Source organism: Ensifer canadensis (assembly GCF_017488845.2).
Classification (GTDB): Bacteria; Pseudomonadota; Alphaproteobacteria; order Rhizobiales; family Rhizobiaceae; genus Ensifer; species Ensifer canadensis.
The window spans coordinates 1,035,827-1,059,895 of the sequence record NZ_CP083371.1 but is presented as its reverse complement, the minus strand read 5'-3'; the positions used below and the strand labels follow the sequence as shown (position 1 = coordinate 1,059,895).

Below are 24,069 nucleotides of genomic sequence, written 5' to 3'. Positions count from 1 at the left end.
CGAAAAGCTTCCTAGGGTTTCCGCAGTAACGGAAATGGAGCAACCGTTTGTGCCGCTCGACGCACCGATTCGGTGGCCCCGAGCACGCTAGCCCGTCCCCGAAATACGGCGGCTTGCGCCAGCATGGTAAAACATGCAATATCCATACAATGTGATCTTGAGGTAGTGCCATGACGACGGATGCATCGGAGACGACCTGGCTGCCTGCCATCCGGAAAGCGAACGGACCGCTTTACATCGCTATTGCCGACGCCATCGCAGCTGATATCGCCGAAGGTCGCCTGTCCGAAGGCGCGCGGCTGCCGCCCCAGCGCGCGCTCGCCAGCGCATTGGGCATCGACTTCACCACGGTGAGTCGCGCCTACAACGAGGCGCGACACCGCGGATTGGTGGAAGGGCGCGTCGGCCAGGGCACCTATGTCAAGGCGAAAAGAATGAAGGGATTGCAGCCGGCAGCCGATGGCCTTGTCGACATGAGCATGAACCTGCCGCCACTTTTCGACGACGCGGCCCTGACAATGCGCCTGTGGAGCGACATCGCCAGCCTGCAGGGCGAACATGGGCTCGATCTGTTGATGCGGTATCAGGCGCCCGGCGGCACGCTTCACAATCGCGCTGTCGGGGCCAACTGGCTACAGCCGCGCCTGGGAGAAATCCCAGCCGAGCGCGTACTGATCTGCGCAGGAGCACAAAGCGCCCTGCTGGCCGCGATCAGCAGCCTTGCAAAGCCCGGCGATGTGATCGCCGCGGAAACCATTGCCTATCCCGGCCTACGGGCGCTCGCCGCCCATCTCGGCATCGATATCGTCGGCGTTCCTATTGACAAAAATGGCATTGTACCAGAACAGCTTGAAGCGATTTGCAAAAGCACGAAATTAAGAGCGCTCTACTGTAACCCCACGCTCCACAACCCGACCACAGCAACACTGCCGCTTGAGCGCCGCAAGGCGATCGTTGCCATTGCCCGAACCCACGGCGTAGCAATCATCGAGGACGACGCCTATGGAGCGCTGCCAATCGCCGCGCCGCCGCCATTGGCAGCACTTGCGCCTGACCTCGTCTATCACATTGCCGGTCTCGCCAAGTGCCTGTCGCCAGCGCTGCGGATTGCCTATCTCGTCGTTCCGGATCGCCAAAGCTGCGTGCGCATCGAGGGCGCGATACGCGCGACGAGTGGCATGGCTCCCCCCTTCAACGCCGCGATCGCAACACGCTGGATTGAGGACGGGACGGCAAGGGAGGTCCTCGGCGCCATCCGCCAGGAAGTGACGATCAGACAGACCATGGTCAGCCGCTTGTTGCCAAGGGACGTTGTCCAGACGGACCAGGAAGGCTTCCACGTATGGCTACACCTGCCACTACCCTGGACGCGAGGCGATTTTTCCGGTCGGCTGCGGGCATCAGGCATCAGCGTCGTGGCCAGCGATGCCTTCGCGCTTGACCTAGCACCTGAAGCCGTGCGCCTCGGCCTTGGCGCGGCACGGACGCACGAGGAGTTGCAGCGCAGCCTGATGACGATTGCAGATCTGCTTCAGCAATCTCCGGCTGCATCGAGTCTCGTCGTTTGAGGTCTTTCGTTTGCGGCCGGCGAAATTGTCGCAGCAATGTATGCATACAATAAATTGACAATGCGTGCTTTTAGGCGTCTTAATCCCTGCAGGCCTGAGGCGGCACGGAGCATTCGTCGACCGCACCCAGGCATATCAGCTGGCGCGCCGGAAAGGCTGCGCCGCAGACGCCTGAAAGGAACGCATATGTCTTCGGATCGCGACTGGCCTCCCCTATCTCCCATGCAAACCGGCTTGCGCGGTCGTTGTCCGCGTTGCGGCCAAGGACATCTGTTCGAAGGCTTCCTCAAAATGCGCAAGAAGTGCGAGGTCTGCGATCTCGACTACTCCTTCGCCGATCCCGCTGACGGCCCCGCCTTCTTCGTCATCTGCTTCGGCTGCGTGCCGAGCGTGCTGCTCGGCGTATGGCTGGAGGTGCAATACAGCGCGCCGCTGTGGATGCACCTTCTGGTCACCGGCCCGTTCATGTTGCTGACGTGCATTCCACCACTTCGGCCACTCAAGGGATGGCTGGTCTCAAGCCAGTTCTTCTACAAGGCTGAGGAAGGAAAGCTCGTGCGCAGACAGGTCGAGCCACCGCTCGCCCCGACCCAATAGGCTTTCATTGCCAGACTAGCGTTGAACGTCAGATGGCCATCCGTCATGGTTCGGTACCGATAACGAATATCAACAAGGCGCGAGCAATGCTCGCGACTTGTTCGGTTGGCCTTCGAGGACGCTGATCCATACGGCATGGTCGCTCCGTGCGAGCCACCGGCGCGGTTGATAGCGCAGAGCATTTTGCCCGGGAACGTCCGCGGTGGTGCGGGCATCTGCCGGAACCCTGCACCATGCCTGGCCCCGCCCCTCAATCTCAAATCATTGTACCGCCGGTGTCGGTTCGCCGAGCGAGAGCATCAGGCGGTTCGCCCAGTTGAAGAAGGCGGCGCCGTGGATCACGTCGGCAATTTCGAGTTCGTCGAGGCCGGCGGCAGACAGGCGTTCGATATGATCGTCGCCGAATGTGGGTGGCGTCGCCGTCAGCGCCACCGAAGCTGCAACGATTGCATTCCAGCGTTCGCCGAGATCTGCATCCACACCTTCATCGAGAAGCTTCTGAACGTCGTCGCCCCGCTTGGAATGGTGAGATGCGAAACGCGAATGCACGGAGGCGCAGAAGATACATCCATTTGACCGCGATGCCGCAGTCGCTGCAAGCTCGCGCTCGGCACGCGGCAGGCCCGTGCGGGTGTTGTAGAAGATGTCCTTGTCCGTCTTCGTCCGGGCCTCCAGAACCTGGGGATCGCGAACGAGCAAGCGGAAGTAGGGCGACTTTGCGCGCGATGCCTCGACGAGACCGGTAAGGTGCGCCTCCGTCAGATCGTCCTCCGCAAGCGGCTCAAGCCACGGCGTCCAGCCGATCTCGGCCTGCGTGAACGCGACTGGGCGATTTTCAATCTTGGGCGTGATGATGTGGTCAGTCATGACAAACTCCTTCTAAGGCTCAGGCGGCAGCGCGCCTGGCGGAAGCCGCAAGCAGGCCAAGGCCGGCGATCACCCGGATCTGGAACGCAACGAATGCGACAAGCTGCGACAGCGTCACGATACCGTTCGTCGTCCAGCCGGCAGCGATGAGCGCCTGAAGCGCCCTGGGGCTTGCGTCACGGAGATGGAAGACAAGCAGATGCGCATGTTCCAAGGCTGCCGCAAGCTTTGCTCCGAGCGCTTCACGCCCGGCATCAGAGACCTGGTAGATCGGCCCGGGTGCGTCCTCGACGCTCAAAGCGCCGGCCGGATATCGCCCATAGGGGCCGACGGCCTGCGCCGCGCCGATCTCGGCCTTCAACACCTCGACCACCCAGCGGTTCGCTTCGCCTTCCTCCAGTGGGCTGACGTAGAACTCAAAAATATCCGGATGCCGATGCAATCCCGCGACGAAGCTGGCAATTGCCTGCCGTTCGGCATGAGAGACGTCGCCGAAATTTTCGGGCTCAAAGAGTGCGCGATAGCTCTTCTGCGCCTGCTCGCGTGTTTCCGGCCGCTGGGTGCGGATGCGATCAAGCGATGAGCCCGGCTTGATGCCGGCCAGCAGGTCGATGATATCGGGTGTCGATGTGGTCACGGTAAGTCTCCTTCCTTCAGTTTAGCGGCGCCCCGGGTGCCACTGTGGTGATCGGCGTTGTCAGCCGACGGCTCCGAGGCGGCGGGGGGCGAATTTTTCCTCCGGCGCCCATCCGAGCGCCGGTGCGACCTTAGTTGCGATTAGCTCGATCGAGCGCAGGATCAGAGGGTGGGGCGGATCGATGGAGTGAACCTGGAAGACGAGGTCGGTAACCCGATCGAGCGTCGTATCCGCACGGAGGCTTTCGATCACGTGGTCGGGCGTCCCGACATGGACGTCGAAAGCGGCGATCAGTTCGGCGAGCGAGTTGCCCGTCGGCTTGTGGCCGGCCGCAACCAGCCGTTCGGCGCCGCGACGCAAGCCGATTTCGGCCAGGCGCAATGCCTCAGCGCGGCTGTCTGCCACGAACAGGCTACGTGAACCCAAAATTCGGGGCGCGCGGCCTGCCGGCAATCCCGCGAGATAGGCGTCGATAATTGGGTTCTGCAGTTCGGCGAGCGACGCATCCGGGCGTTCGGCGGTCCGGGGCTGAGTGCGCGACAGCATGAGGCCGTCGCCGGCGCGCCCTGCCCGCTCTCCACCAGCGACGGAGAATGTCGCCTGCCAGATGCGATTCAGCAATTGCGGCGCGGTCGGGTAGAGCTGGTCGCCGCCGGAAAGGCTCCGCCCCGCCCATGCGTCGAGAACGACGCGCAGATGCCGGGCGAAGATGTCTCCGCGCTCGGCACTCTCGAGGCCGAAAGCCGTAAACGATGACGGTGTGCCGCCGGTGCCGAAGCCGATTTCGACACGGCCGCATGACAGGAGGTCAAGCACAGCCGCATCTTCGGCAACCCGGATCGGATTTTCAAGCGGCAGGGTGATGACGCCGGTGCCGAGCCGGATCCGCGACGTCTGCGCGGCAACATGTGCCAGGAAGACGAGTGGCGCCGGCAGGCCGCCCTCGTCGGCATGGAAGTGATGCTGGGCGACCCAGGCGGTATCGAAGCCGAAACGTTCGGCGGTCGCGATCTGCTCGGCCGCATAATGATAGCGCGTGCCGGCGGGCACGTCGTCGAGGAGACGCGTAAAGAACCCCAGTCGCTTGCGTGGCGTCGTATTTGTCATTTTCTGTCCTGTCATTCATTCCTGCGTCGTCAGACGAGGACTGCTCGTTTTTGTCCGGGGATGGCGTTGATGAGTTCGCGGGTGTAGTCGCTGCCCGGCCGTTCGAAGACGTCCTCGACGGATCCTCCGTCGACCAAACGACCGTCCTTCAGCACGGACACCGTGTCTGAGATCTGCCGAACGACTGCGAGGTCATGAGACACGAACAGGTAGGTCAGACCGAGATCGCGCTGGAGTTCGTCGAGAAGATCGAGGATGCGGGCCTGCACCGTCACGTCCAGAGCCGAGACCGCCTCGTCGAGAACGACGACGTCGGGGTCGAGAACGAGTGCGCGGGCGATTGCCACCCGTTGTCGCTGACCGCCCGAAAGCGCGTGAGGGCGGCGGCCAAGCGCCGCTTCCGGCAAGCCGACGCGACTGAGGATTGCCCGGACCTTCTCTTCGCGTGCCGGCCGGGCGAGCTTGCCGAAATTTAAGAGCGGCTCGGCAACGATGTCGAACACCGTCTGGCGCGGATCAAGCGAGCCATAAGGGTTCTGGTAGACCAGCTGGATCTTGCGCCTGAACTGGCGCAGCGTTTCGCCGCGAAGCGACGAAAGATCAGTACCATCGATCTCGATACGGCCCGCAGTCGGTTTCTGAAAGCCGACAATCGCGCGGATGGTGGTGGTCTTGCCGGAGCCGGATTCGCCGACGATGGCATGGGTCGTGCCGCGACGGACCCGAAAATTGAGACCGTCGACGGCGCGAAAGGATTTGCCATCGCCATCGGGGCGAACGAAGTCCTGCACAAGACCTTCGACGATAACGACATCATCGTCTAATGATGCGGGCTTTTCGCGCGCGGTCGCTGGGGCCCTGCGCGCAACGGCCGAGAACGACGGCGCGTCGGCAATCAGTTGCCGTGTGTAGGCGCTTCGCGGTGCGGCAAGCACGCCTTTGGTCGCGCCGACTTCCTGGACCCGGCCGCCCTGCAGTACGACAAGCCGGTCGGCTCGGTCGGCGGCGACCCCGAGGTCATGGGTCACAAGTAGAACCGATGTGCCGTATTCGGTGCGCAATTCGTCGATCAGGTCGAGAATGCGTTTCTGCACCGTCACGTCGAGTGCGCTTGTCGGTTCATCGGCGATGATGAGTTGCGGCTTCAGCGCGACCGCAATCGCGATCAGCACACGCTGGCGCATGCCGCCCGAAAGCTCGTGCGGATATTGCCGCGCCCTAAGCGCAGGCTCGCTCAGCCCGACACGCTCTAGAAGAGAAATCACCTGCGCGTCCACGTCGCGACCGCTGGCGGCGCCGTGAATGCGAAGAATTTCGCCAACCTGCGCGCCGATCGTTTTCACCGGATTGAGCGAACTTGCTGGATCCTGCGGCACCAGGCTGATCTTGGCGCCACGCACCGCATCGAGCTGTCGATCCGACCAGCGGGAAATGTCCGTGCCGTTGAGCTTGATGCTGCCGCCCTCGATGCGGCCATTGGCATGGAGCAGGCCGATGATCGATTGCGCCGTCGTCGTCTTGCCGGAGCCGGACTCCCCGACCAGCGCGACCACCTCGCCGGGCTCGATCCGGAACGAAACATCGTGCACGACACGGCGATGGGCGACGCCGTCATGGTAGGAGATCGACAGGTTCTCGACCTCTAGCACCGGTGGGTATGCAGCGATTGAGGTGTTCATGCGGCTACCTTGCCGAAGGATTGGCTGACACGATTGGCGGCCAGAACGACCAGAACGACGACGATGCCGGGCGCGGTCGTCAGCCACCAGGCGGTCGAGATGTAGTTTCGGCCCTCAGCAATCAGCAAGCCCCATTCAGGCGTCGGCGGCGGTGCGCCGTAGCCCAGGAACCCGAGCGTCGAGATCTGCAGCACCGCCGATCCAAAATGCAGTGCGGCGATCGCGAGAACCGACGTCAACGAATTCGGCAACACATGCCGCCAGAGGACGGAGGCGAAGGTGCCCCCACTGCCGAAAGCCGCCTCGACATAATCGCTGCGCCGGACACGAACAACTTCCGAACGCGCCAAGCGGGCAAAACCGGCAACAGAGGTGACGCCAACGGCGATCGCCGCGTTCACCGTGCCGAAGCCGAGCAGGATGATGATGCTGAGAGACAACAGCAGTGGCGGGATAGACAGCAAAACGTCGACAAGCCGCATGATCACATCGTCAAGCCGCCGATCGACCGAGCCGGCGACCACGCCAAGGCCCGTACCGATGACAAGACCAAGTGCCACAGCGACAAAGGCACCGGTCAGCGAATGAACCGCACCGTAGACGATACGGCCGTAGAGATCGCGCCCAAGCGCGTCGGTACCGAGCAGATGGCTGGCGTCCGGCCGCCGAAGCTGTTCCCCACCAACCCCTTCGAGCGGATTGTAGATGGTGAAAAGCCACGGAGCGACTGCCCAGAGGAAGGCGATGGCGAGAACCAGCCAGGACAAAGCCAGGCCCACTGGCAACCGGCGGATGAAATGGGGGAGCGAGAAGCGCCCGCCCACCCGGTGTCCGTGCCCTGACGCGATGGCGTCATCGTGGATTGTATCGAACGTGGTCATGCGGTGGCTCCTGCTTTTGTCCGAAGACGCGGATCGAGCACAGGAAAGAGCAGATCCACGATGAGATTGATGACGACGAAGGCCAAGGCCGAGAGCACAACGATCGCCTGGAGCACGGCCGCGTCCTGGCTGCCGACCGCCCTTTCCGTCAGCCCTCCGATGCCGTTAAGGCCGAAGACAGTCTCGGTGACGACGGCGCCGGCGATGAGTTCACCGAAGAGCACGCCGGCAATGGTGAGCGTCGGCAGCAGCGCGTTCTTGGCAACGTGGCGCCACAGGACCCAGTGGCGGGTTGCCCCCTTGGCGCGAGCAACCGCGACGAAGGGGCGTGTGAGCACATCGTCGATGTTGCGCACCAAGACCTGGGCGAGCGGCGCGGAAATCGGCACTGCCAACGTGACGACGGGCAGGATGAGTTCCTGCCAAGGGCCGGGGTTGATGACCGGTACGAGTTTCAAACGAAACGAGAAGATCTGAATCAGCATGATGCCGAGCCAGAAGGTCGGGATCGAGATGAAGAGCGACGGCACGGACTGGAGTGCACCGCGGAGCCAGGCGAAGGGCGTGAGGCTCGAAACGAAGGCGATTGCGACGGCAAAGACAGCGGCAAGGACGAAACCAAGAGAGGCGAGTTTCAGCGTCGCCGGCAGGTGGGTCGCAAGCATCGTGCTGACCGGAACGCCCGCTTGAACGGAATAGCCGAAGTTGCCGGTGAGAAACCTGCCGATCGTCTGTAGATACTGCACCCAGATGGCGCTGTCGGCGGCGTAGGACGCCCGGATATCGGCGATCTGTTGCGGGTTGAGCCCGAGTTCCGGGTTCTGAAACTTGATCAGGATGGCGTCACCGGGCATCGCCTGAAGCAATACGAAAGAGATGGTAAAAGCCGCCCATAGGACGAACAACGCCTGCCCCAGGCGGTTGAGCAAATATCCGGACATTCGCCGTTCCTCTGCTTGATCTCATTGCGAGGGTCGGCCACGGCAATGGACGTGGCCGATCGGTCGATGTCAGTGTTCGGCAAGCCATGTGCTGTAGAAGCTTGGGCGGCCAACCGCCTCGAAGGCGACGCCCTGGACGTAAGGCGCACCGGCAAAGGCTTGCGGCTCCTCGAAAATCGGGATCGCATAGGCCTGGTCGACGACATAGTCCTGAACCTCGCCGGCAATCGCCAACCGCTTCTCGCGGTCCGGCTCCGAAGCAAGCGCCTCGAGCAGGCCGTTCAGCTTGTCATCGGCGAAGCTCTGGACCTTGTCGCTCTGGCCGCCCTTTTGGCGAAGGACGTCACGGTTTTTCGGGTAGTACTGGCTCTTGATCACGTCAGGATCGGCGCGCCCGACCATGGCCGGTGAAACCGGTGTCTTGAGCGGATCGAGATCGTCGACGATCCTGCTGCCGCTGTCGCCGGCAAGCACGGTCAGCTTGACGCCGAGCTTGCCCCATTGCTGGGCGACAAGCTGCAAGGTTTCCTTGTTCTGCGGCTGCGGCAGGGATTCATAGGCGGTCAGCACCAGTTCCTTGCCGTCCTTCTGGCGCAGGCCATTGGCGCCGACCGTCCACCCGGCCTCATCGAGCAGGGCTTTTGCCTTTCCCGGATCGAAGGAAAGCTTTGCCGAAATGTCGCGATAGCCGAGCGCCGTGGAGGCGATGATTGACGTCGCCTGTGGGTAGTTGGCGGAAAACAGCGTGGTGACGACTTCCTTGGCGTCGGTCGCGTGCAGCAGCGCCTTGCGGACCCTCACGTCAGCGACGAGCGGATTGTCGGGTCGGAAGACGACGCTGTTGTTCACACCGCGCGTCGAAGGCGCGTAGATCTGGTAATCCTGCGCTTCAACCTGTTTTTCGTCATAGGCCTGGACCTGCCGGATGAAATCGGCCTGGCCCGCAAGCAGAGCGCCAATGCGCACGCTGTCCTCGCCGGTGATGATGTATGTGATACCATCGAGATAGGGCCGCCCCTGATGCTCCAGCTTTGCCGGACCCCAGGCGTATTCTTCGCGCGCCTTCAGGTTCAGCTCCTTGCCGATCGTTTCGCTGTCGACGACAAACGGACCGGAGCCGATGATCTTGGTGGCATCGCCCAGTTGTTCAAACGGAAGCGCCAGCGTGCTTGCGGCAACGAGCCCGGAGCCGATCACCGACGTGCCCTGCAGGAAGCCCGGCGACGGCTTCTTGAAGTAGAATTTGACGGTTAGCGGATCGATGACCTCGCTGCGCGCGTAGTTGTTGATGACCTCCGAGACCGGCTGCTTCAGTTCCTTGTTGCCGAGCCCGAAGACGTCGTAGTTCTTTGCCACGGCAGCGGCATCCAGCGGCGTGCCGTCGGAGAAGGTGACGCCAGGACGGATCTTGAAGGTGTATTCGGTCGCATCAGCGTTGACCGTCCACGATTCCGCGATCCAAGGCTCGATCTCGAGCGTCTTCGGGTTCTGGTAGGTCAGCTTGTCGGTGATCTGGTTGAGGATGCCGCCATTTGGGTAAAAGCCGCCGGCCGGCGGGTAGAGATTGGTATGGGCCTGCTGCTCGAGATAGATCAGCGTCCCGCCCTTGATCGGATCGCCTGCACCTTGTGCGAAAGCGCCGGGCAGGAAAAAGCCGGAGGCGGAGAGTGTCGCCAGCGTCAGCGCGAGCCGTTTCAGTTTCGTCGTCATGGGAGCCTTCCTTTGGATGTCTGTAGGCTATCGTACGACTAGGCGTCGGCTTATCAACTAAATCTAGTAAATTAATATGCTATAAGTTTCGCGCGAAGCGAAAGAAGCATCTCCGCCTCAGAGCCGATGGAGATATTTCACCCGCGGCCGCCTCCCTGCCTTCTTTTGCTGGGATCAAGCGGCATGTGGATCATGGTGCGGAAAGAGAGCAGACGATCGCGCGAAACGCGCCACGAGCCATTGACAATTCGGCCATTGTTCATTGAAAACTTTGCCAATTCCTTCCAAGCCCGAGATTGAGATATTCATGACAAATAACAAGGTTCTTGTCGTCGGCGGCGCCGGCTATATCGGCTCGCACACCTGCCTTCAGCTTGCGTCCAAGGGGTTCGAACCCGTGGTCTACGACAATCTGTCGAACGGCCACGAGGAGTTCGTCAAATGGGGTATTCTGGAAAAGGGCGATATCCGCGACCGCCAGCGTCTCGATGAGGTGCTTGCGCGCCACAAACCGCGGGCGATCCTGCATTTTGCCGCAATGATTGAGGTCGGGGAATCCGTCAAGGATCCGGTCTCATTCTACGACAACAACGTCATCGGGACCTTGACCCTTCTGTCGGCAGCACTGTCCGCCGGCATCGAAGCCTTCGTGTTCTCGTCGACCTGCGCCACCTACGGCCTGCCGGAGAGCGTGCCGATCGACGAACAGCACCGCCAGGCCCCGATCAACCCCTATGGCCGCACGAAGTGGGTCTGCGAGCAGGCATTGAAGGACTATGGCCAGTACAAGGGCCTGCGCTCGGTCATCCTGCGCTATTTCAACGCTGCCGGTGCCGACCCGGAGGGTCGGATCGGCGAGTGGCATGAACCCGAGACCCATGCGATCCCGCTGGCAATCGATGCCGCGCTCGGCCGGCGCGACGGCTTCAAGGTCTTCGGCACGGACTACGACACCCGCGACGGCACCTGCGTACGCGACTATATCCACGTCCTCGACCTCGCCGACGCCCATGTCCGCGCCGTCGAATACCTGCTTGAAGGCGGCGACAGCGTCGAACTCAATCTCGGTACGGGCACTGGCACGACGGTGAAGGAACTGCTGAACGCCATTACCGATGTCTCGGGCCGCAGCTTCGGCATCGACTATGTCGATCGCCGCGAGGGAGATTCGACCACGCTTGTCGCAAACAACGACAAGGCTCGCGAAGTCCTCGGCTGGGAGCCGCAATACGACCTGGCGGCGATCACGCGCACGGCCTGGAACTGGCATTCCCGCCGTAACCAGGGCGCATGACATCGGGCACCTCGGCTGATCGCACCCCAGGCTTAGATGCCTAGGATGCCTCGCGTACCCGGTTCAGAGGCAATCTGGAGCGGGTGCGTCGAATGAGCGGACGCTCGATCAGGAGATAAGCCGCAACACCGGCCAGCGTGCCGGCGGCCAGAGCGCAGAGTAGCGTCAGCACTGAATTCAGACCGATCATCGCAGCAGCCTTGACGACGACCGATATGGCGAAGGTGTGCCAGAGGTAGATCGAATAGGAGGCATCGCCGAGCAACGTCGGTAATGTCCATTTTTGAAACCAGCCGCCGGCTTCAAGCGCAAGAGTGCCGACGACAAGCATGACTGCCAGCGGCCCCAATACCCTTTCGTCAAACGGCAGGCGCAGGACGGCAAGGGCTGCAAATCCGGTGAATGCGCCAAGGACAAGCACAATGCCGAGGCCTGGCCCGGCGGTCCTGCCCCGCAGCCAGAACTCGGCGACAATCATGCCGGCGACAAATTCCAGGATGACCGGGCGCGTATAGGTCAAAATCAGCGCGTTTTGCGTAGTGATCGTGAGGCCGAGCAGCACCAGCGACACAAACAGCGCTGCCATCACCGGTAGCCGGCGGTCCCTTGGCAGCATCAAAGATGCCGCAAAGACGACGTAGAAGAACATTTCGAAGTTGAGTGTCCAACCTTGCACGAGCACCGGCCAGATCTCGCCGCTGCTTGGCGAGCGTGCGGGGATGAACACCAGGGACGCCAGGATGTGTCCGAGCGTCAGCACGAGGTTCGGGAAGAGGCCGGCAACGCCGCCGCCGATCATCACCAGGGTCGCGAGCCAATAGATCGGCGCAATCCGGCGTAGGCGCTCTCTAAGGAATGCCAGCGGCGCGGTCGGGCGCCGGTCGCTGATCACCCACATGATAAAGCCGCTGATGACGAAGAAGACGTCGACCCCGGCCGCGCCGATCGCGAAGTGATGGCCTGTTCGTTCGGCTGCGTGAAAGAGCACGACCCCCAGCGCCGCAAGCGCACGTAGATACTGGATGCCGTGGATGGTTTTCATCGGCGTTGGTGCCATCAGAACCTCAGCTGCGGATGATGGCTCGCCAACACCCTGGCCTCTGCAAGGCGCCGCTCGCTGACGATGCGCCGGCCTTGCCTTATCGTCAGCTTGCCGGCTGCGAAGTAGAGCAGGAAGGAACCGACGTGATAGGGATTCATGATGTCGATTTCGACAAATGCCCGCACGAAAAGCAGCATGGCGACGCCGAAGAGCACCGAGGATTCGATGTGATGGTCATAGGCCAGCAACCGTTTGATATGGCCGAAGACAGTGACCAGAAGCACGGTGCAGAGGAGCCCGAGCCCGATTGCTCCGGTCTCCACCATCGCCTCGATGAAGGTGTTGTGGAAGTGGAAGCCCGAGCGGGTGGCGATGAAGAACTCTTCCCAGAGACGTTCGGGTTCGGAGAAGCCCTGAACCCAATAGGCCTGGTAGCCCACCCCGACGACAGGCGAGGATAAAGCGGCTTGTATCCCTTGCTGCCAAAGGTAGGTTCGCCCCGTAAGCGTGGAATCCTTGCCGAAGAGGCCGAGAACGAGGTCGACGCCGCCGCCATAGGTCGCAGCGACGGCGGTGATCCCGCCGACGACAACAGCACCTAAGAACAGTCCCTTGCGATGACCGGGCGACAGCATGCCCACGGCGCGCATGCCGAGCCAGCAGCCAACGATGGCGACGGCCGTCAGAACCGACGTCGCCGATTGCGAGGCAAGCAGCGAATAGGCTGATATCAGCCCAACGGCCCCGGCGGCGGCGAGCCAAAGCCCGCGTTCCCTGAGCGCGACTGGGGCGATGAAGGCGAAGTAGATCCCGAGTGAGGCGTAAAAGCCAAGCTGGTTCTTCGAGGAAAAGGCGCCGACAAAGCTGAACGTACCGTCGAGCGGATCGAGGTGGTAGACGCCGAACAGCAGCGAATAGGTGAGCACGATACCGACGCCCGCCAGTGCGCCGCGCACGAGCGTGCGGATGTCGATCGTGCGCATGGCAATCAGCGCGCAAACGACATGCGAGAGATACTGAACTCCCGTCCTTGCCGTCATCCCGGGCGCTGCCGACCAGAAGACGGAAAGGCAGGCAAAGACGGCAAAAGCAAGGATCCAGATATATCTGCCGTAATTGCCGAGCACGCTTCGATAGTCGACGAGCACCAACGGCAGCCACAGCGCATAGTAGACAAGGATCGACGCCTGCCCGAACCGCGAGGAATAGGCAAAGACGAAGAACGATATCGCCAGCGCAAACGTACCGTAGGCCTGGTTTGCACCAGGAGAAACGAGGCTTGCCTTGGAAATCCTCATCACGATTCCTTAGAGCGTAGCCGGGTTAAACAGAGTCACAGAAACGCTCCATCTCTTTATTTCCAGGCATTTCCTGACGGAAAACCGCTTCGCACTTTTCCTTGGAAAGGCTCTAGCGCATCGCCAGATTGGCTTCGACCTTGATCACGTCGCCCGGCAGCACCGGCGTGTTCTCGTCAGCGGCAATCTGTTGCGCCTTGCCATCCTTTTCACGGACGATCGAATAGCTGATGACAGCGTCCGACATGTCGTCCTTGGACTGTGCCGCCTCGGCCGATTGCAGCAGCGCCTCGGTCATGAGGTCGCGACTGGTGCCAAGTTTGATGGACAGCGTATCGAGCTCAGCTTCGGTGTTCTGCAGGTCCTGGGCAAGCTGGGCATCCCAATCGTTGCGCAGGTTGGTATCGTCCTGGGTGGCCTTGCTGACATCCTGCTTTGCCTTCAGAGACGCCGTGTCGATATCCAGAACAGCTGACTGCAGCTCCGCCACGCGCTGTTCCAGCGCGAGCTTGCGCGCGCTCAGCGCCAGCCCCTTTTCGGCAAGCCCCTCGATCTTGTCCCGGTCCTCGATCACGAGATCCAATTGACGGTTCTGCGTTTCTGACTTTTTCGCCAGTGCCTGGATTTCGCTTTCGAGCAGAGACTTGAGATCGGCCAGCGACGCCAGCTGGCGTTTCTGCCTTTTGTCGCGCGAAACCATCAATGCAGTCTCGCTTTCAAGCAAGCCGGCGACGTCAGGCGCGTCCTTCAAGTCCTTCGGCAATTCGATCTTTTCCTTGCCGGCGATCTCCGCCTGCAGGCGCGCGCGCCGGATAAGCAACCGGTTGCGTTCGGAGACCTGCACGCTCGAATCTCCGCGTGCGTTGATGTAGTCGCGTGCGAAGCGCTGTCCGCTTTCCGAACGTCTCAACCCGCCGCCAAGGCTGACGGCCTTGAGGACCGTCAGGTTCGGCACGTAAGGGTACTCACCGGGCTTCTGGATTTCTCCGGAAAGATAGACCGGACGATACTGCGCGAGCTCGACCGACGCCGAAGGCCGATCACGCAGGCCGAACAGCGTCTGCATCTTGAGGCCGATCGCCTCGCTCATCTCGTTGGTCGTTTTGCCCGCCGCCGGCAGATCGCCGATGAAGGGGATGGAGACCATGCCGGAGGCACCAACGGTGTATTCGCCGCTGACCACCGACCAGTCGCGCACAGCACCTTCTGCGGTCTGCCATTCGGCCACGCGGATCTTCAACTTGTCCATGACTCCGAGATGGTACTCGTCGGCATGGACAGGCAAGGTGCCGAACACAGTTATGGCCGCCAGCATGGCGACCTTCAGAGAATACGGCTTTCGGAGGGAGATACGCGATCTCCCCTTGGCAATTTGATGTTTCATTACGGTTTCCCGGTTGCTGGTCGCGCGCGCCGGCGTCCGACGACGAGGTCGTCAGGCTCCGTGGCGCAGCGTTTGTCAGTAGCTGCCGCGAGAAAAGCAGACTGCGGGGATCGTCTTGACGACGATGAAGAAGTCGCGGATCAGCGACCAGTTCTGTACATAGTGCGTGTCGAAGGCGACGCGGGCGGCATAGGAAACGTCATTCCTGCCGCTGATCTGCCACAGGCCGGTAAGACCCGGGCGAGACTGCAGATAGAACACGGCTGCGGCGTCGTAGAGTTCGAGTTCGTCTTCCACGACAGGGCGCGGGCCGACGATGCTCATCTCACCACGGATGATGTTGATCAGCTGCGGCAACTCGTCGAGGCTGAGTTTGCGCAGAACGCTGCCGACAATGGTCACGCGCGGGTCGTCCTGAAGCTTGCGCGTCGCACGCCATTCCTCGTAGGCGCCCGGATTGTTGCGGAGATAGTCCTGCAAGAGCCGATCTCCGTCTGCCCGCATCGTGCGGAATTTCAGGCAGCGGAATGCACGGCCGTTATGGCCGATACGGCGGTGACCGTAAAAAACGGATCCACCATCGGAAAACTTGACGAGCATCATCAAGAGCAGGAAGAGCGGACTGAGAAAGACGAGAGCCAGTGAAGCGGTGAAAATATCAAAGCCACGCTTCGATATTCCTCCTACCGGACGAAATGCTCCCGACTCTGCGGTACTGAAAAACGGCGAATTGGCCGATCGAGTCGCAGACTTCATAGAGAAGACTCCATTTACGTTGGCGATTGGTCGGTCCCCTGTGGGGGCGCACTCGTATCCAAGAATGAGTGTATGGTTAGAATTTGGTTTTTAAAGGCGAAATGATGGCCGGTGCCGTGCCCGCGGTTCGCGGACGTATATCATCGATCGCGAATATGTAATATTTCTTCGGGACCGAAGATCATCTATTCATGGCGAGCCAAGTGGCTTCCAGTCGATTTCGATGTAGTTCGCGGGCAAACCGAATTTACTCATGAAAAAATTGGCCTTACCTTGAACTAGTGATGTTTGCTTTCGTCTTGCATCAGAAGATTTTCCCGCTCTGTAAATTGAAATCCGTCAAATTCACGGGCGCTTTTTGCGGCGCAGCATTCTTTTGCACTGCACGCACAAAACCTTCACAAACGCGAATCTTGTAACAAAAGTTGATAACAAAGTGAGAGCGAGGCCAACTTCGAGACGAGCGAAACAGGGCGAAACCCACGGAGGGTGGAATATCGAGCGACACATTTCGCCCCGTTAAACCCCCAACCAACCTCGATATGGCCGGCCGCAAACTGATTCCTTGCATCCGCCCCACGCCGTGCAATCAACGGAATTTGATTGGAGGCGGCCTGTTCTAAAGGCGACATAAACATTTTAGGGGCTATAGCGGCTTATATTGCATCTGCGGTTATTGTCGGTTGAACCGAGGGATAACCGCCAATATATTGAACCTCTGTGGTGGGAAGGGCCTTAGCTCATATGGAGACACCAACAACAGCCCCGAAGGCAAGGTAGCGCGATGTTCGCACCACGCGTCTTTGCGAGCATGATTGGCGCTTTGGCGGTCTTTGCCATCGTCACCTATCTGCTGAACGGTTCGCTTACCTCGACCCTTTTTCAAACCTTGATTTGCGCCGTCTTGATGCAGGTCGGGTATTTTCTGGCTGTCGTTTTTCTCGTCTGGCAGAAGGCCCGCGAGCGCGACAGGCAGGCGGCCGAGAACGCACGCGCAACGACCGATGAAAAACAGGCGGGTAAGGTTTCGCCGGGGCGTTTGAACAGGCCGGGTCACTTCAACCCGTAGGGCACGGTGGGGAGCTCCCCTCGCCGCCCGCGATGCCTACAACAAAAATGTCAACGTTTTGACGCGGTTGCGACATGATCCCGTTGCATCGTGCGGCGGGCCGGCGAGTAAAACCAATGCCGGCCATGCCCGACGTAACGCTGGAGGCCACAATGACCGCAGCTGCAACGATGGACGTTTGTGTCATCATCGCCGCAAAAAATGCCGCCGAAACGATCGCAAGGGCCGTCGCTTCGGCTCTGGCCGAGCCGGAAACGGCCGAGGTCATCGTCATCGACGACGGCTCCACCGACACGACCGCATCAGCCGCCCTGTCCGCTGCCGATGACACCGGGCGATTGAACATCGTGCGCTTTGAAAAAAACAGGGGGCCGGCTGCAGCACGAAACCACGCGATCTCGATCAGCCGCTCGCCTATCCTCGCCATCCTCGATGCCGACGACTTCTTTCTGCCCGGCAGGCTGGCCCAGCTTCTTGGGGTTTCGGATTGGGATTTTGTCGCCGACAACATCGCCTTCATGGACGAGACGGCTGCCGCCAGCGCAGCGGCCGACGTGGGCCGGTTCCAACCGGAGCCGCGCCTTCTCGATCTCACCGGCTTCGTCGAAGGCAATATCTCGCGCCGCGGTGTCAGGCGTGGCGAGATCGGTTTTCTCAAACCCCTCATGCGGCGTGCGTTTCTGTCCAGCCATCAACTCGCTTACAACGAGACCCTCCGCCTCGGGGAAGACTACGACCTCTATCTGCGGGCGCTTGCCAAGGGTGCACGCTACAAGATCATCCACAGCTGCGGCTATGCGGCGATCGTGCGTGGCAATTCGCTCAGCGGTAGTCACCGCACCGAAGACCTGAAGCGCCTTTATGAGGCCGACCGTGCCATCCTCGCCGACAATCAATTGAGTGCAGAAGCGACGGCCGTGATCCGCCGGCATGAACGCCATATCCGGGGACGTTACGAACATCGGCGCTTTCTCGACCTGAAGAGCGAGGGCGGCCCAATGGCTGCCGTCACCTACCTGCTCGGCAAGCCGGGGGCCGTTCCGGCAGTCGCCGGTGGGATCTTTGCCGATAAGACCGAACGTATGCGACCGGGCAAGCCGGATGCCCCGGTGGGACTCGGCGGCTCGGGGCGGCTGCGCTACCTGCTCCCAGCTTCCGCTGAGTTGAGCCAATGATAGGCTAAACGGCGCCCGCTCGGGGCGCCGCTTGATCTCAGCCCTTAGAGATAATCGCGACGAACTGTATCGAGTACGTCGCGGAAGCGTGCCTTGCGTTCGGCCAGGACGCGGTCTTCGCTCAATTGCGGCTGCGCTCTGCTTGCCTGCCACAATGCCAACGTCGACGGCGCCGCCAGAAGCTGCTTGGCCGCTCCACGCAAGAAAGTTTGCCTTGGCTGGGTCGCTCCGACGACCAGGTCTCCGTCGATCTGCCGCCGGTTCGGGTCTTCACCATAGGTCTCGGCGATATCAAAACCCATGCCCCAGAACCGGGTCCCCTTGATCATCGCTTCCGCCCGGCTTGAAACCGGGACATGGCGAGGGCGATAGGTGACCCCGACCGTCCGGGCCCAATCGTTCCATTTGAAGCTGTTGATGCTGTTCGAAGTCGAGACCGCGACCCACGGAACGCGAAAGGCGTCCGCGAGAATCGCTCCGTGCATCGATTCGGCCACGATCAGCTCGGACTGCGCGATCTCCCGGATCACGGCTCCGGCCTCTCCACGCGGGTCGATGTAGTGCAGGCCGACCGTGCCGCAGGTCATCGGCCACATGCCGGCAATCGCACTCTCCCAATGGGGCACGAAGCTACGCTTGTGGATCTTGGGCAAGTTCTGGAACTCCGGCATCTCGGCGACCATCACCGCCGGGTCAACAATGCCGCGTTCGTGTTCGATACCGACCTTTTCGGCCGTCAGCGGGCCGCGCACACAACGAATGTCCCATTCCGCCGCATCGCGCATATCCGGAAGCGTGCCATAGCCAAAGCCGCTGCCAAGCACCAATTTTCGCATGCCGTCGGGTAATAACGCTCGATTGAGCACCGTACCGACGCCGACGAGCAGAATGTCGTCATGGCTGTCGCGGAAACCAGGCAAGAGGAAATCCCAGAGCCAAAGATTGAGGTCGTCTCCAAAATTTCCGTGATGTGATTCCCAGTAATAGGGCTTCATAAGCGGTCCCTTCTCTCAAATAAAAATGTGTCCGGCGCCGCAAGCGGCGGGTCTTTCTCCCTCCTGAGGGATGCTGTCTTCGTGATCAGCGTTGCGGTGACAGTTTGCCGACGGCCAGTTCAAGGGCGCTTTGCAATAATTTCGGATCGCGCCATACCCAGCGGGCAAGCAGCCTGAACTGTGGCACCTTCCTGCGACGCAGGCGCCGAGCCTGACTCCACAATGCCTGACGGCGGGCCGTATGCTGAAAGGAGCGGATCGAGGCGATTTCCTGCGGCCGGCGCGAAAAGCGGCCCTCAAGCGTTTCAAGCGCCACGAAAGTGTTGAACTGCTGCTGCAGAAATTCCGGCGAATCGTTGTCGATCGAATGGAAGATGTTGATGCCCTCGCCGCGTTCCGCACCCGCGGCATCGCAAAGGACCACACGTCGCGCCGACAGCACGCAATCGCAGAAGAACAGCACGTCCTCGGCTGCCAGCCGGAGTGCGGCATCGAAGCGGATCGTTTCGAACAGCGAGCGCCCGATCACCATGCAGGAAAGGTGCAGAAAGCTCCAATTCCGCAGCATGACGTTGGATAGATCGGGGATTTCCACGACCAGCGGGCTCTCCTGCAGCCGGATGCAGGTATCGCTCTTCAGGAGATCGGCGACGCCAAAATGGTAGTAGAATGCATCGCCTCCCGTTATCGACGCCCAATAACAATCGGCATCGAATCGCGTCAGGCTTTGATAGGCATTTCTGAGGTGATCCGGCGTCCAGACGTCGTCGGAATCAAGGAATGCCACGAACTCCGAATCCTCAGGAACATGGTCGAGCCCGGTGTTGCGTGCGCCGCCCGGTCCCTGGTTGGGTTGGCGCACGATGGTGATGCGCTCGCGCATGTTTTCGCTGAGCGGCGCCAGCTCCTCATCAACAGGATAAGGAGATTGATCGTCGACGACCAAAACATGGAAGTCCTGAAATGTCTGGGCGAAGACGGACGAAAGCGCCCGCCGAAGGATGCCCGGCTCCTTCTGGTAGTAAGGTATAATAATCGTCAGCTTTGCCATCTTTTCGCCCCTGAGGCTTCTCTACAAAGAGTCTTGCGTGGTCTCCTCCCACTGGGTCGCGGCCGTATGTCTTTCGCTTGTCCTTTGTCACTCATTCTTTCAAAGGGCTCACGGGATGTTCGCCATGCCCTCAACCGTCAATGCCAAATCCGTCACCCGTAACGTCGGCTGGAGCGTGCTCTCAAAGACAGGCACATTCGGGCTGAAATTTGTCACCGTGCCTATTCTTGCGCGCATCCTGACGCCTGAAGAGTTCGGAACAGTCGCTGTCGCACTCACCGTCGTGCAGTTTCTGGCAATGATCGGCGGCGCCGGTCTGGCCTCCGCGCTGATCATTCAGCGCGACGAGGAAATGGACCTTGTCCATTCCGCATTCTGGGCGAATCTGGCGATTTCAATGGCAATGGCGCTTGGGCTTTTTGTCTTTGCCGCACCGCTCGCAACGCTGCTGGGGGCGCCGGAAGCTGCCTACCTATTGAAGATCATGAGCCTGCTCATTCCGCTTCAGCTCGGCGGCGATGTCGCTTATGCGCTCCTGGCCCGGCGCATGAATTTCAGCAAGGATGCCGCTTGGAGCATGATTTCGGAAACGCTCGGCGCTCTCGTCGCCGTCGCCATGGCGCTCGCCGGTTTCGGCGTGTGGTCGCTCCTCGGGCAGCTCTTCGTATCGGCGTTGATCCGCCTTTTCGGGCTTTATGCCGTCTCCGGCTACGTACCGAGGCTGGTCTTCTCGTTTCGGCGCGTATGGATATTAAGCCGCTTCAGTCTCGGCATGATGGGCTCCGAAATCGCCAATTTCATTACCTTCCAGTCGCCAATGGTGGTGATCTCCCGCTATCTCGGTCTTTCCGATGCCGGCGCCTATTCCGCCGCCAACCGGTTCTCCAGCATTCCAAACCAGATCGTGCTTTCGGCTGTCATGGGTGTGCTTTTCCCCGCCTTCAGCCATATGGGCGAGGATCGCGAGCGCCGGTCGCAGGCGTTGATGCTAAGCACGCAGGTCACCACGGTGTTGCTTGCTCCGATGATGTTCGGGCTGTGGGCGCTCGCCGAACCAGCGATGCTCGTCCTCTTCGGCAGCCAATGGGCGGCGGCCTGGCCCGTTCTCGGCCTTCTGGCTTTGTCCAAGGGCATCCTGACCCCCTGCAGCACCTACGTGCCCTATCTCAAAGGCATCGGCCAGGGCGCCGTCCTGTTCTGGTGGGCTGTGATCCGAGCTGTCATCACCACCGGCGCGGTCGCCTATGGGGCCATCAACGGCTCACTGATCGACGCGATGATCGCGCTTTGCATCGTCAACGTTCTGACGCTGGTCGGATATTCATGGGTGGTCTTCCGGGCCGACCATATGCCGTTCGTGAGAGGCTTCTTCGTCTCAACGCGGCCGATGTTTGCGGCCTTTGCCATGGCGCTTGCCGTGCGTTTTCTGCTCGAGCGATTCGGCCCCCTGGTTCCCAACGCCATCTTGCAGGTGCTGATCGGGGCTGCCATCGGCGGTCTCATCTATCTCATTCTGATGGTTCTGACCGAGCGGCAGTTGCTGGTGAAACTACATCGGATGATCCGCCAGCGCGGCGCGGTGGGTGTTTCGCCAGAACCTGCGGAATGATCGTAAATGGCGAGCTCGGCCCTGCCTTACACTCGCCGCAATTCGCGCCGCCGGCAGCAAAAAAACTCCGATTTGACAATGATCAACGAAAAAAATCTGCAATTTTTGATCGCAATTAATCGGCGTTCGTTCAATCACAGACTTTAGTTCATGAGAATATGAGCATATTCCGCAACATGCGACAATACGTGCGCTTTTAAGGATTGAAGGGGTCGATTCCCTGTTGTTTTGCCGCTAACTCGAAATGTGGCGAATGCTGCATTGCAACAAATCATGGCTGATTCTTTTGTTGCAGCGCCATATTTTTATCCACGCCCCTGCCCTAGTTTATTCGATGCGGGCTCTAGTCTGCTCTGTTGAAACGGCGCCGAAAATGACGCTGGCAGATAGGAGTGACGGATATCGTGGCTATGGACGCGAACATTTCCTCGCGGATCAATTTGATGCGCATCGTGCTGATCTCGGGCATCGTCTTCGTACATGTGCCGCATGATCCGCAAACCAGCCCGTTCCTGGGAACCTATGGGTTTCTGGACTGGCTGCGCGTGTTTTTGGGCGACAGCCTGTTTCGCGTCGGCGTTCCCTGCCTCAGCGCGATCTCGGGCTATCTCATGTTCCGACGCGGTCTGGATACGTTCGATTATAAGAAGACGCTTCGGACCAAGGCGCGCACGGTGCTGCTTCCCTTCCTTCTGTGGAACCTCGCGTTTCTCGCACTCGTCTATGTGGCGCAGCTCAAGAATATTGGCTTCGGCTACCTTCCCGATGTGGTCAATGCCACGCCACGCGAATGGCTGAGCCTTGCTTTCGCGCTTGAGGCGCTGCCGATCAACGTTCCACTCTACTTTCTGCGCGATCTGCTGCTATGCATCCTGCTCTCGCCATTGTTGGCCTGGCTGATCAAGCGCTATCCGCTGCAAACGCTTGGCATTCTGCTCGCCTTCGCCGTGCTTCCACTGCCGAATGGCATCTTCCTGAAGAAATCTATCCTTTTCGGCTTCTGCACCGGTATCTATCTGAGCCTGCATCGCATCGATACCAAGCTGCTCGACCCCTATGCCCGATCGATCACCGCCGTTTTCCTCGCCGCCGCTGTCGCGCTCTCGATCGTTCTTTACCAGACGGGTCCGGAGTTCCCGGTCTGGGTCGATATGCTGCGCAGCCTGACAGCACTTTCCGGAATCGTCGGATCCTGGGCCGTTTCAGCGCTTCTCGTGCGCACCCGGCTCGGCGAACGCCTGGCGCGTACCGGTGGCCTCAGCTTCTGGATCTTCTGTGCCCATTACCCCCTGCTCATCGTTTCCTGGATGGTCTGGAATCGCACCGAGATCGCCGACTATCGCCTGTTCTATTTCACGATCCCGTTCATCACGATCGCCATTCTCGTTGCCGCGCATGGGCTTGCCAAGCGCCTGGCACCGGGCCTCACCGCCGTCCTGACCGGCAGCCGCACCGGCTCCTCCCAAGCCAACGCGCGCCCGGATACCGGCCGTCGCTCCGACTACTCGCCACAGCAAAGGACCTGACCATGAGATCGATCAGACCTCACCGCCTCGCCCTTCTCACATGTCTCGCCACCGGCCTTGCCGGCTCCGCAATGGCACAGGAAGGTGCCACCGGCACGTCGTTCCTCGACAACTTCGACACGCTCGACACCGGCCACTGGTATGTTTCGGATGGCTGGAACAACGGGCCGCACCAGAACTGCACCTGGTCGAAGAAGCAGGCGGTGGTCGTTGACGGCATCCTTGAACTGAAGTTCGAGGAGGGCAAGACAGGCGAACGCAACTATGCCTGCGGCGAGGTCCAGACCCGCAAGCGGTTCGGCTATGGGACCTACGAAGCCCGCATCAAGTCCGCCGACGGATCGGGGCTGAACTCAGCCTTCTTTACCTATATCGGTCCTGCCGACAAAAAGGCGCATGACGAGATCGACTTCGAAGTGCTCGGCAAGAACCCGGCAAAGGTGCAGCTCAATCAGTACGTCTCCGCCAAGGGCGGCAACGAGAAGCTCGCCGACGTACCGGGCGGCGCCAACCAAGGCTTCAACGACTACGCCTTCGTCTGGGAGAAGGAGCGTATCCGTTACTACGTCAATGGTGAACTGGTTCACGAAGTGACCGATCCCGCCAAGATCCCGTCCAACGCCCAGAAGATCTTCTTCAGCCTGTGGGGCACCGACACCCTCAGCGATTGGATGGGCACCTTTAACTACAAGGGGCCGACAGCGCTGCAGGTTGACCGGATCGCCTTCACCGCACCCAACGACAAGTGCCAGTTCGCCGAGTCCGTCGCCTGCAAATTGAACTGAGGACGGCACAACGCCGCCGCATCCGTGCATCGCAACGCCACCGTTGCGATGCACGATTTCTTGAATCAAGCTTGGCTCGGGCTAAGCACGAAAACGGA

Annotated in this window: 21 protein-coding genes; 8 read left to right on the top strand and 13 right to left on the bottom strand. The window is 60.6% G+C overall.

Annotated elements, in window-relative coordinates:
- The first annotated feature begins 170 nt into the window (after positions 1-170).
- Entirely contained in the window at positions 171-1,568 is a 1,398-nt protein-coding gene (locus J3R84_RS24650; RefSeq protein ID WP_113569053.1) for an aminotransferase-like domain-containing protein, read from the top strand.
- A 186-nt stretch (positions 1,569-1,754) separates the two neighbouring features.
- Positions 1,755-2,165 carry a DUF983 domain-containing protein gene (locus J3R84_RS24645; RefSeq protein WP_113569052.1) on the top strand — a complete coding sequence of 137 codons (411 nt, stop codon included), beginning with the start codon at positions 1,755-1,757 and terminating at the stop codon, positions 2,163-2,165.
- Positions 2,166-2,426: 261 nt separating this feature from the next.
- Here J3R84_RS24645 and J3R84_RS24640 read toward each other — a convergent pair whose 3' ends face one another.
- The 7 genes from J3R84_RS24640 to J3R84_RS24610 form a co-directional block, all read right to left on the bottom strand.
- The gene (locus J3R84_RS24640; RefSeq protein WP_113569051.1) at positions 2,427-3,032 is read right to left on the bottom strand and encodes an alkylhydroperoxidase domain protein; all 606 of its coding nucleotides are present in this window, start codon (positions 3,030-3,032) and stop codon (positions 2,427-2,429) included.
- A 19-nt stretch (positions 3,033-3,051) separates the two neighbouring features.
- Positions 3,052-3,669, bottom strand: a complete 618-nt coding sequence (locus J3R84_RS24635) for a CMD domain protein (RefSeq protein ID WP_113569050.1) — start codon at positions 3,667-3,669, stop codon at positions 3,052-3,054.
- 60 nt (positions 3,670-3,729) lie between these two features.
- Positions 3,730-4,776: a putative FMN-dependent luciferase-like monooxygenase gene (locus J3R84_RS24630; RefSeq protein ID WP_113569049.1), complete on the bottom strand. Its 1,047-nt coding sequence runs from the start codon at positions 4,774-4,776 to the stop codon at positions 3,730-3,732.
- 29 nt (positions 4,777-4,805) lie between these two features.
- Complete coding sequence (locus J3R84_RS24625) at positions 4,806-6,455, bottom strand: dipeptide ABC transporter ATP-binding protein (protein WP_113569047.1); 1,650 nt, start codon at positions 6,453-6,455, stop codon at positions 4,806-4,808.
- Positions 6,452-7,336: an ABC transporter permease gene (locus J3R84_RS24620; RefSeq protein ID WP_025428851.1), complete on the bottom strand. Its 885-nt coding sequence runs from the start codon at positions 7,334-7,336 to the stop codon at positions 6,452-6,454. Before J3R84_RS24620 ends, J3R84_RS24625 begins: the two co-directional genes overlap by 4 nt.
- Positions 7,333-8,277: an ABC transporter permease gene (locus J3R84_RS24615; protein WP_084814707.1), complete on the bottom strand. Its 945-nt coding sequence runs from the start codon at positions 8,275-8,277 to the stop codon at positions 7,333-7,335. Before J3R84_RS24615 ends, J3R84_RS24620 begins: the two co-directional genes overlap by 4 nt.
- A 69-nt stretch (positions 8,278-8,346) precedes the next feature.
- Positions 8,347-9,987, bottom strand: coding sequence for a TIGR04028 family ABC transporter substrate-binding protein (locus tag J3R84_RS24610; RefSeq protein WP_057224278.1), 1,641 nt, complete (start codon positions 9,985-9,987; stop codon positions 8,347-8,349).
- A gap of 307 nt (positions 9,988-10,294) precedes the next feature.
- On the opposite strand from J3R84_RS24610, the gene galE reads away from it, so the two are divergent.
- Positions 10,295-11,281 (top strand): UDP-glucose 4-epimerase GalE, encoded by a 987-nt coding sequence (gene galE / locus J3R84_RS24605; RefSeq protein WP_057224276.1) that lies wholly within the window; start codon positions 10,295-10,297, stop codon positions 11,279-11,281.
- A 40-nt stretch (positions 11,282-11,321) separates the two neighbouring features.
- Here the strand turns inward: galE and J3R84_RS24600 are convergent, their stop codons facing one another.
- From J3R84_RS24600 to J3R84_RS24585, 4 genes are all read right to left on the bottom strand, one after another.
- Positions 11,322-12,323 (bottom strand): acyltransferase family protein, encoded by a 1,002-nt coding sequence (locus J3R84_RS24600; RefSeq protein ID WP_057224339.1) that lies wholly within the window; start codon positions 12,321-12,323, stop codon positions 11,322-11,324.
- A gap of 14 nt (positions 12,324-12,337) precedes the next feature.
- Positions 12,338-13,621 carry an O-antigen ligase family protein gene (locus J3R84_RS24595; RefSeq protein WP_113569041.1) on the bottom strand — a complete coding sequence of 428 codons (1,284 nt, stop codon included), beginning with the start codon at positions 13,619-13,621 and terminating at the stop codon, positions 12,338-12,340.
- A 112-nt stretch (positions 13,622-13,733) separates the two neighbouring features.
- On the bottom strand, positions 13,734-14,936 hold the full coding sequence (locus tag J3R84_RS24590) for a polysaccharide biosynthesis/export family protein (protein ID WP_272502213.1): 1,203 nt from the start codon (positions 14,934-14,936) through the stop codon (positions 13,734-13,736).
- A 144-nt stretch (positions 14,937-15,080) separates the two neighbouring features.
- Positions 15,081-15,761: a sugar transferase gene (locus tag J3R84_RS24585; RefSeq protein WP_057214412.1), complete on the bottom strand. Its 681-nt coding sequence runs from the start codon at positions 15,759-15,761 to the stop codon at positions 15,081-15,083.
- Positions 15,762-16,545: 784 nt separating this feature from the next.
- Here J3R84_RS24585 and J3R84_RS24580 point away from each other — a divergent pair.
- Both J3R84_RS24580 and J3R84_RS24575 read left to right on the top strand, forming a co-directional pair.
- Positions 16,546-16,830: an exopolysaccharide production repressor protein gene (locus J3R84_RS24580; protein ID WP_057214409.1), complete on the top strand. Its 285-nt coding sequence runs from the start codon at positions 16,546-16,548 to the stop codon at positions 16,828-16,830.
- Positions 16,831-16,982: 152 nt separating this feature from the next.
- Positions 16,983-18,005, top strand: a complete 1,023-nt coding sequence (locus J3R84_RS24575; protein WP_057224337.1) for a glycosyltransferase family 2 protein — start codon at positions 16,983-16,985, stop codon at positions 18,003-18,005.
- A gap of 44 nt (positions 18,006-18,049) precedes the next feature.
- On the opposite strand, the gene J3R84_RS24570 is transcribed toward J3R84_RS24575, so the two are convergent.
- Together J3R84_RS24570 and J3R84_RS24565 are read right to left on the bottom strand one after the other, a co-directional pair.
- Entirely contained in the window at positions 18,050-19,000 is a 951-nt protein-coding gene (locus tag J3R84_RS24570) for a polysaccharide pyruvyl transferase family protein (RefSeq protein ID WP_057224272.1), read from the bottom strand.
- Positions 19,001-19,085: 85 nt separating this feature from the next.
- Positions 19,086-20,051: a glycosyltransferase family 2 protein gene (locus tag J3R84_RS24565; protein WP_113569039.1), complete on the bottom strand. Its 966-nt coding sequence runs from the start codon at positions 20,049-20,051 to the stop codon at positions 19,086-19,088.
- Positions 20,052-20,175: 124 nt separating this feature from the next.
- On the opposite strand from J3R84_RS24565, the gene J3R84_RS24560 reads away from it, so the two are divergent.
- The 3 genes from J3R84_RS24560 (at position 20,176) to exoK (ending at position 23,971) form a co-directional block, all read left to right on the top strand.
- Positions 20,176-21,660 (top strand): lipopolysaccharide biosynthesis protein, encoded by a 1,485-nt coding sequence (locus tag J3R84_RS24560; protein WP_057224334.1) that lies wholly within the window; start codon positions 20,176-20,178, stop codon positions 21,658-21,660.
- Between the two features lie 410 nt (positions 21,661-22,070).
- Positions 22,071-23,186: an acyltransferase family protein gene (locus J3R84_RS24555; RefSeq protein ID WP_113569037.1), complete on the top strand. Its 1,116-nt coding sequence runs from the start codon at positions 22,071-22,073 to the stop codon at positions 23,184-23,186.
- A gap of 2 nt (positions 23,187-23,188) precedes the next feature.
- Entirely contained in the window at positions 23,189-23,971 is a 783-nt protein-coding gene (gene exoK / locus J3R84_RS24550) for an endo-1,3-1,4-beta-glycanase ExoK (RefSeq protein ID WP_082571792.1), read from the top strand.
- The last annotated feature ends 98 nt before the right edge of the window (positions 23,972-24,069 follow it).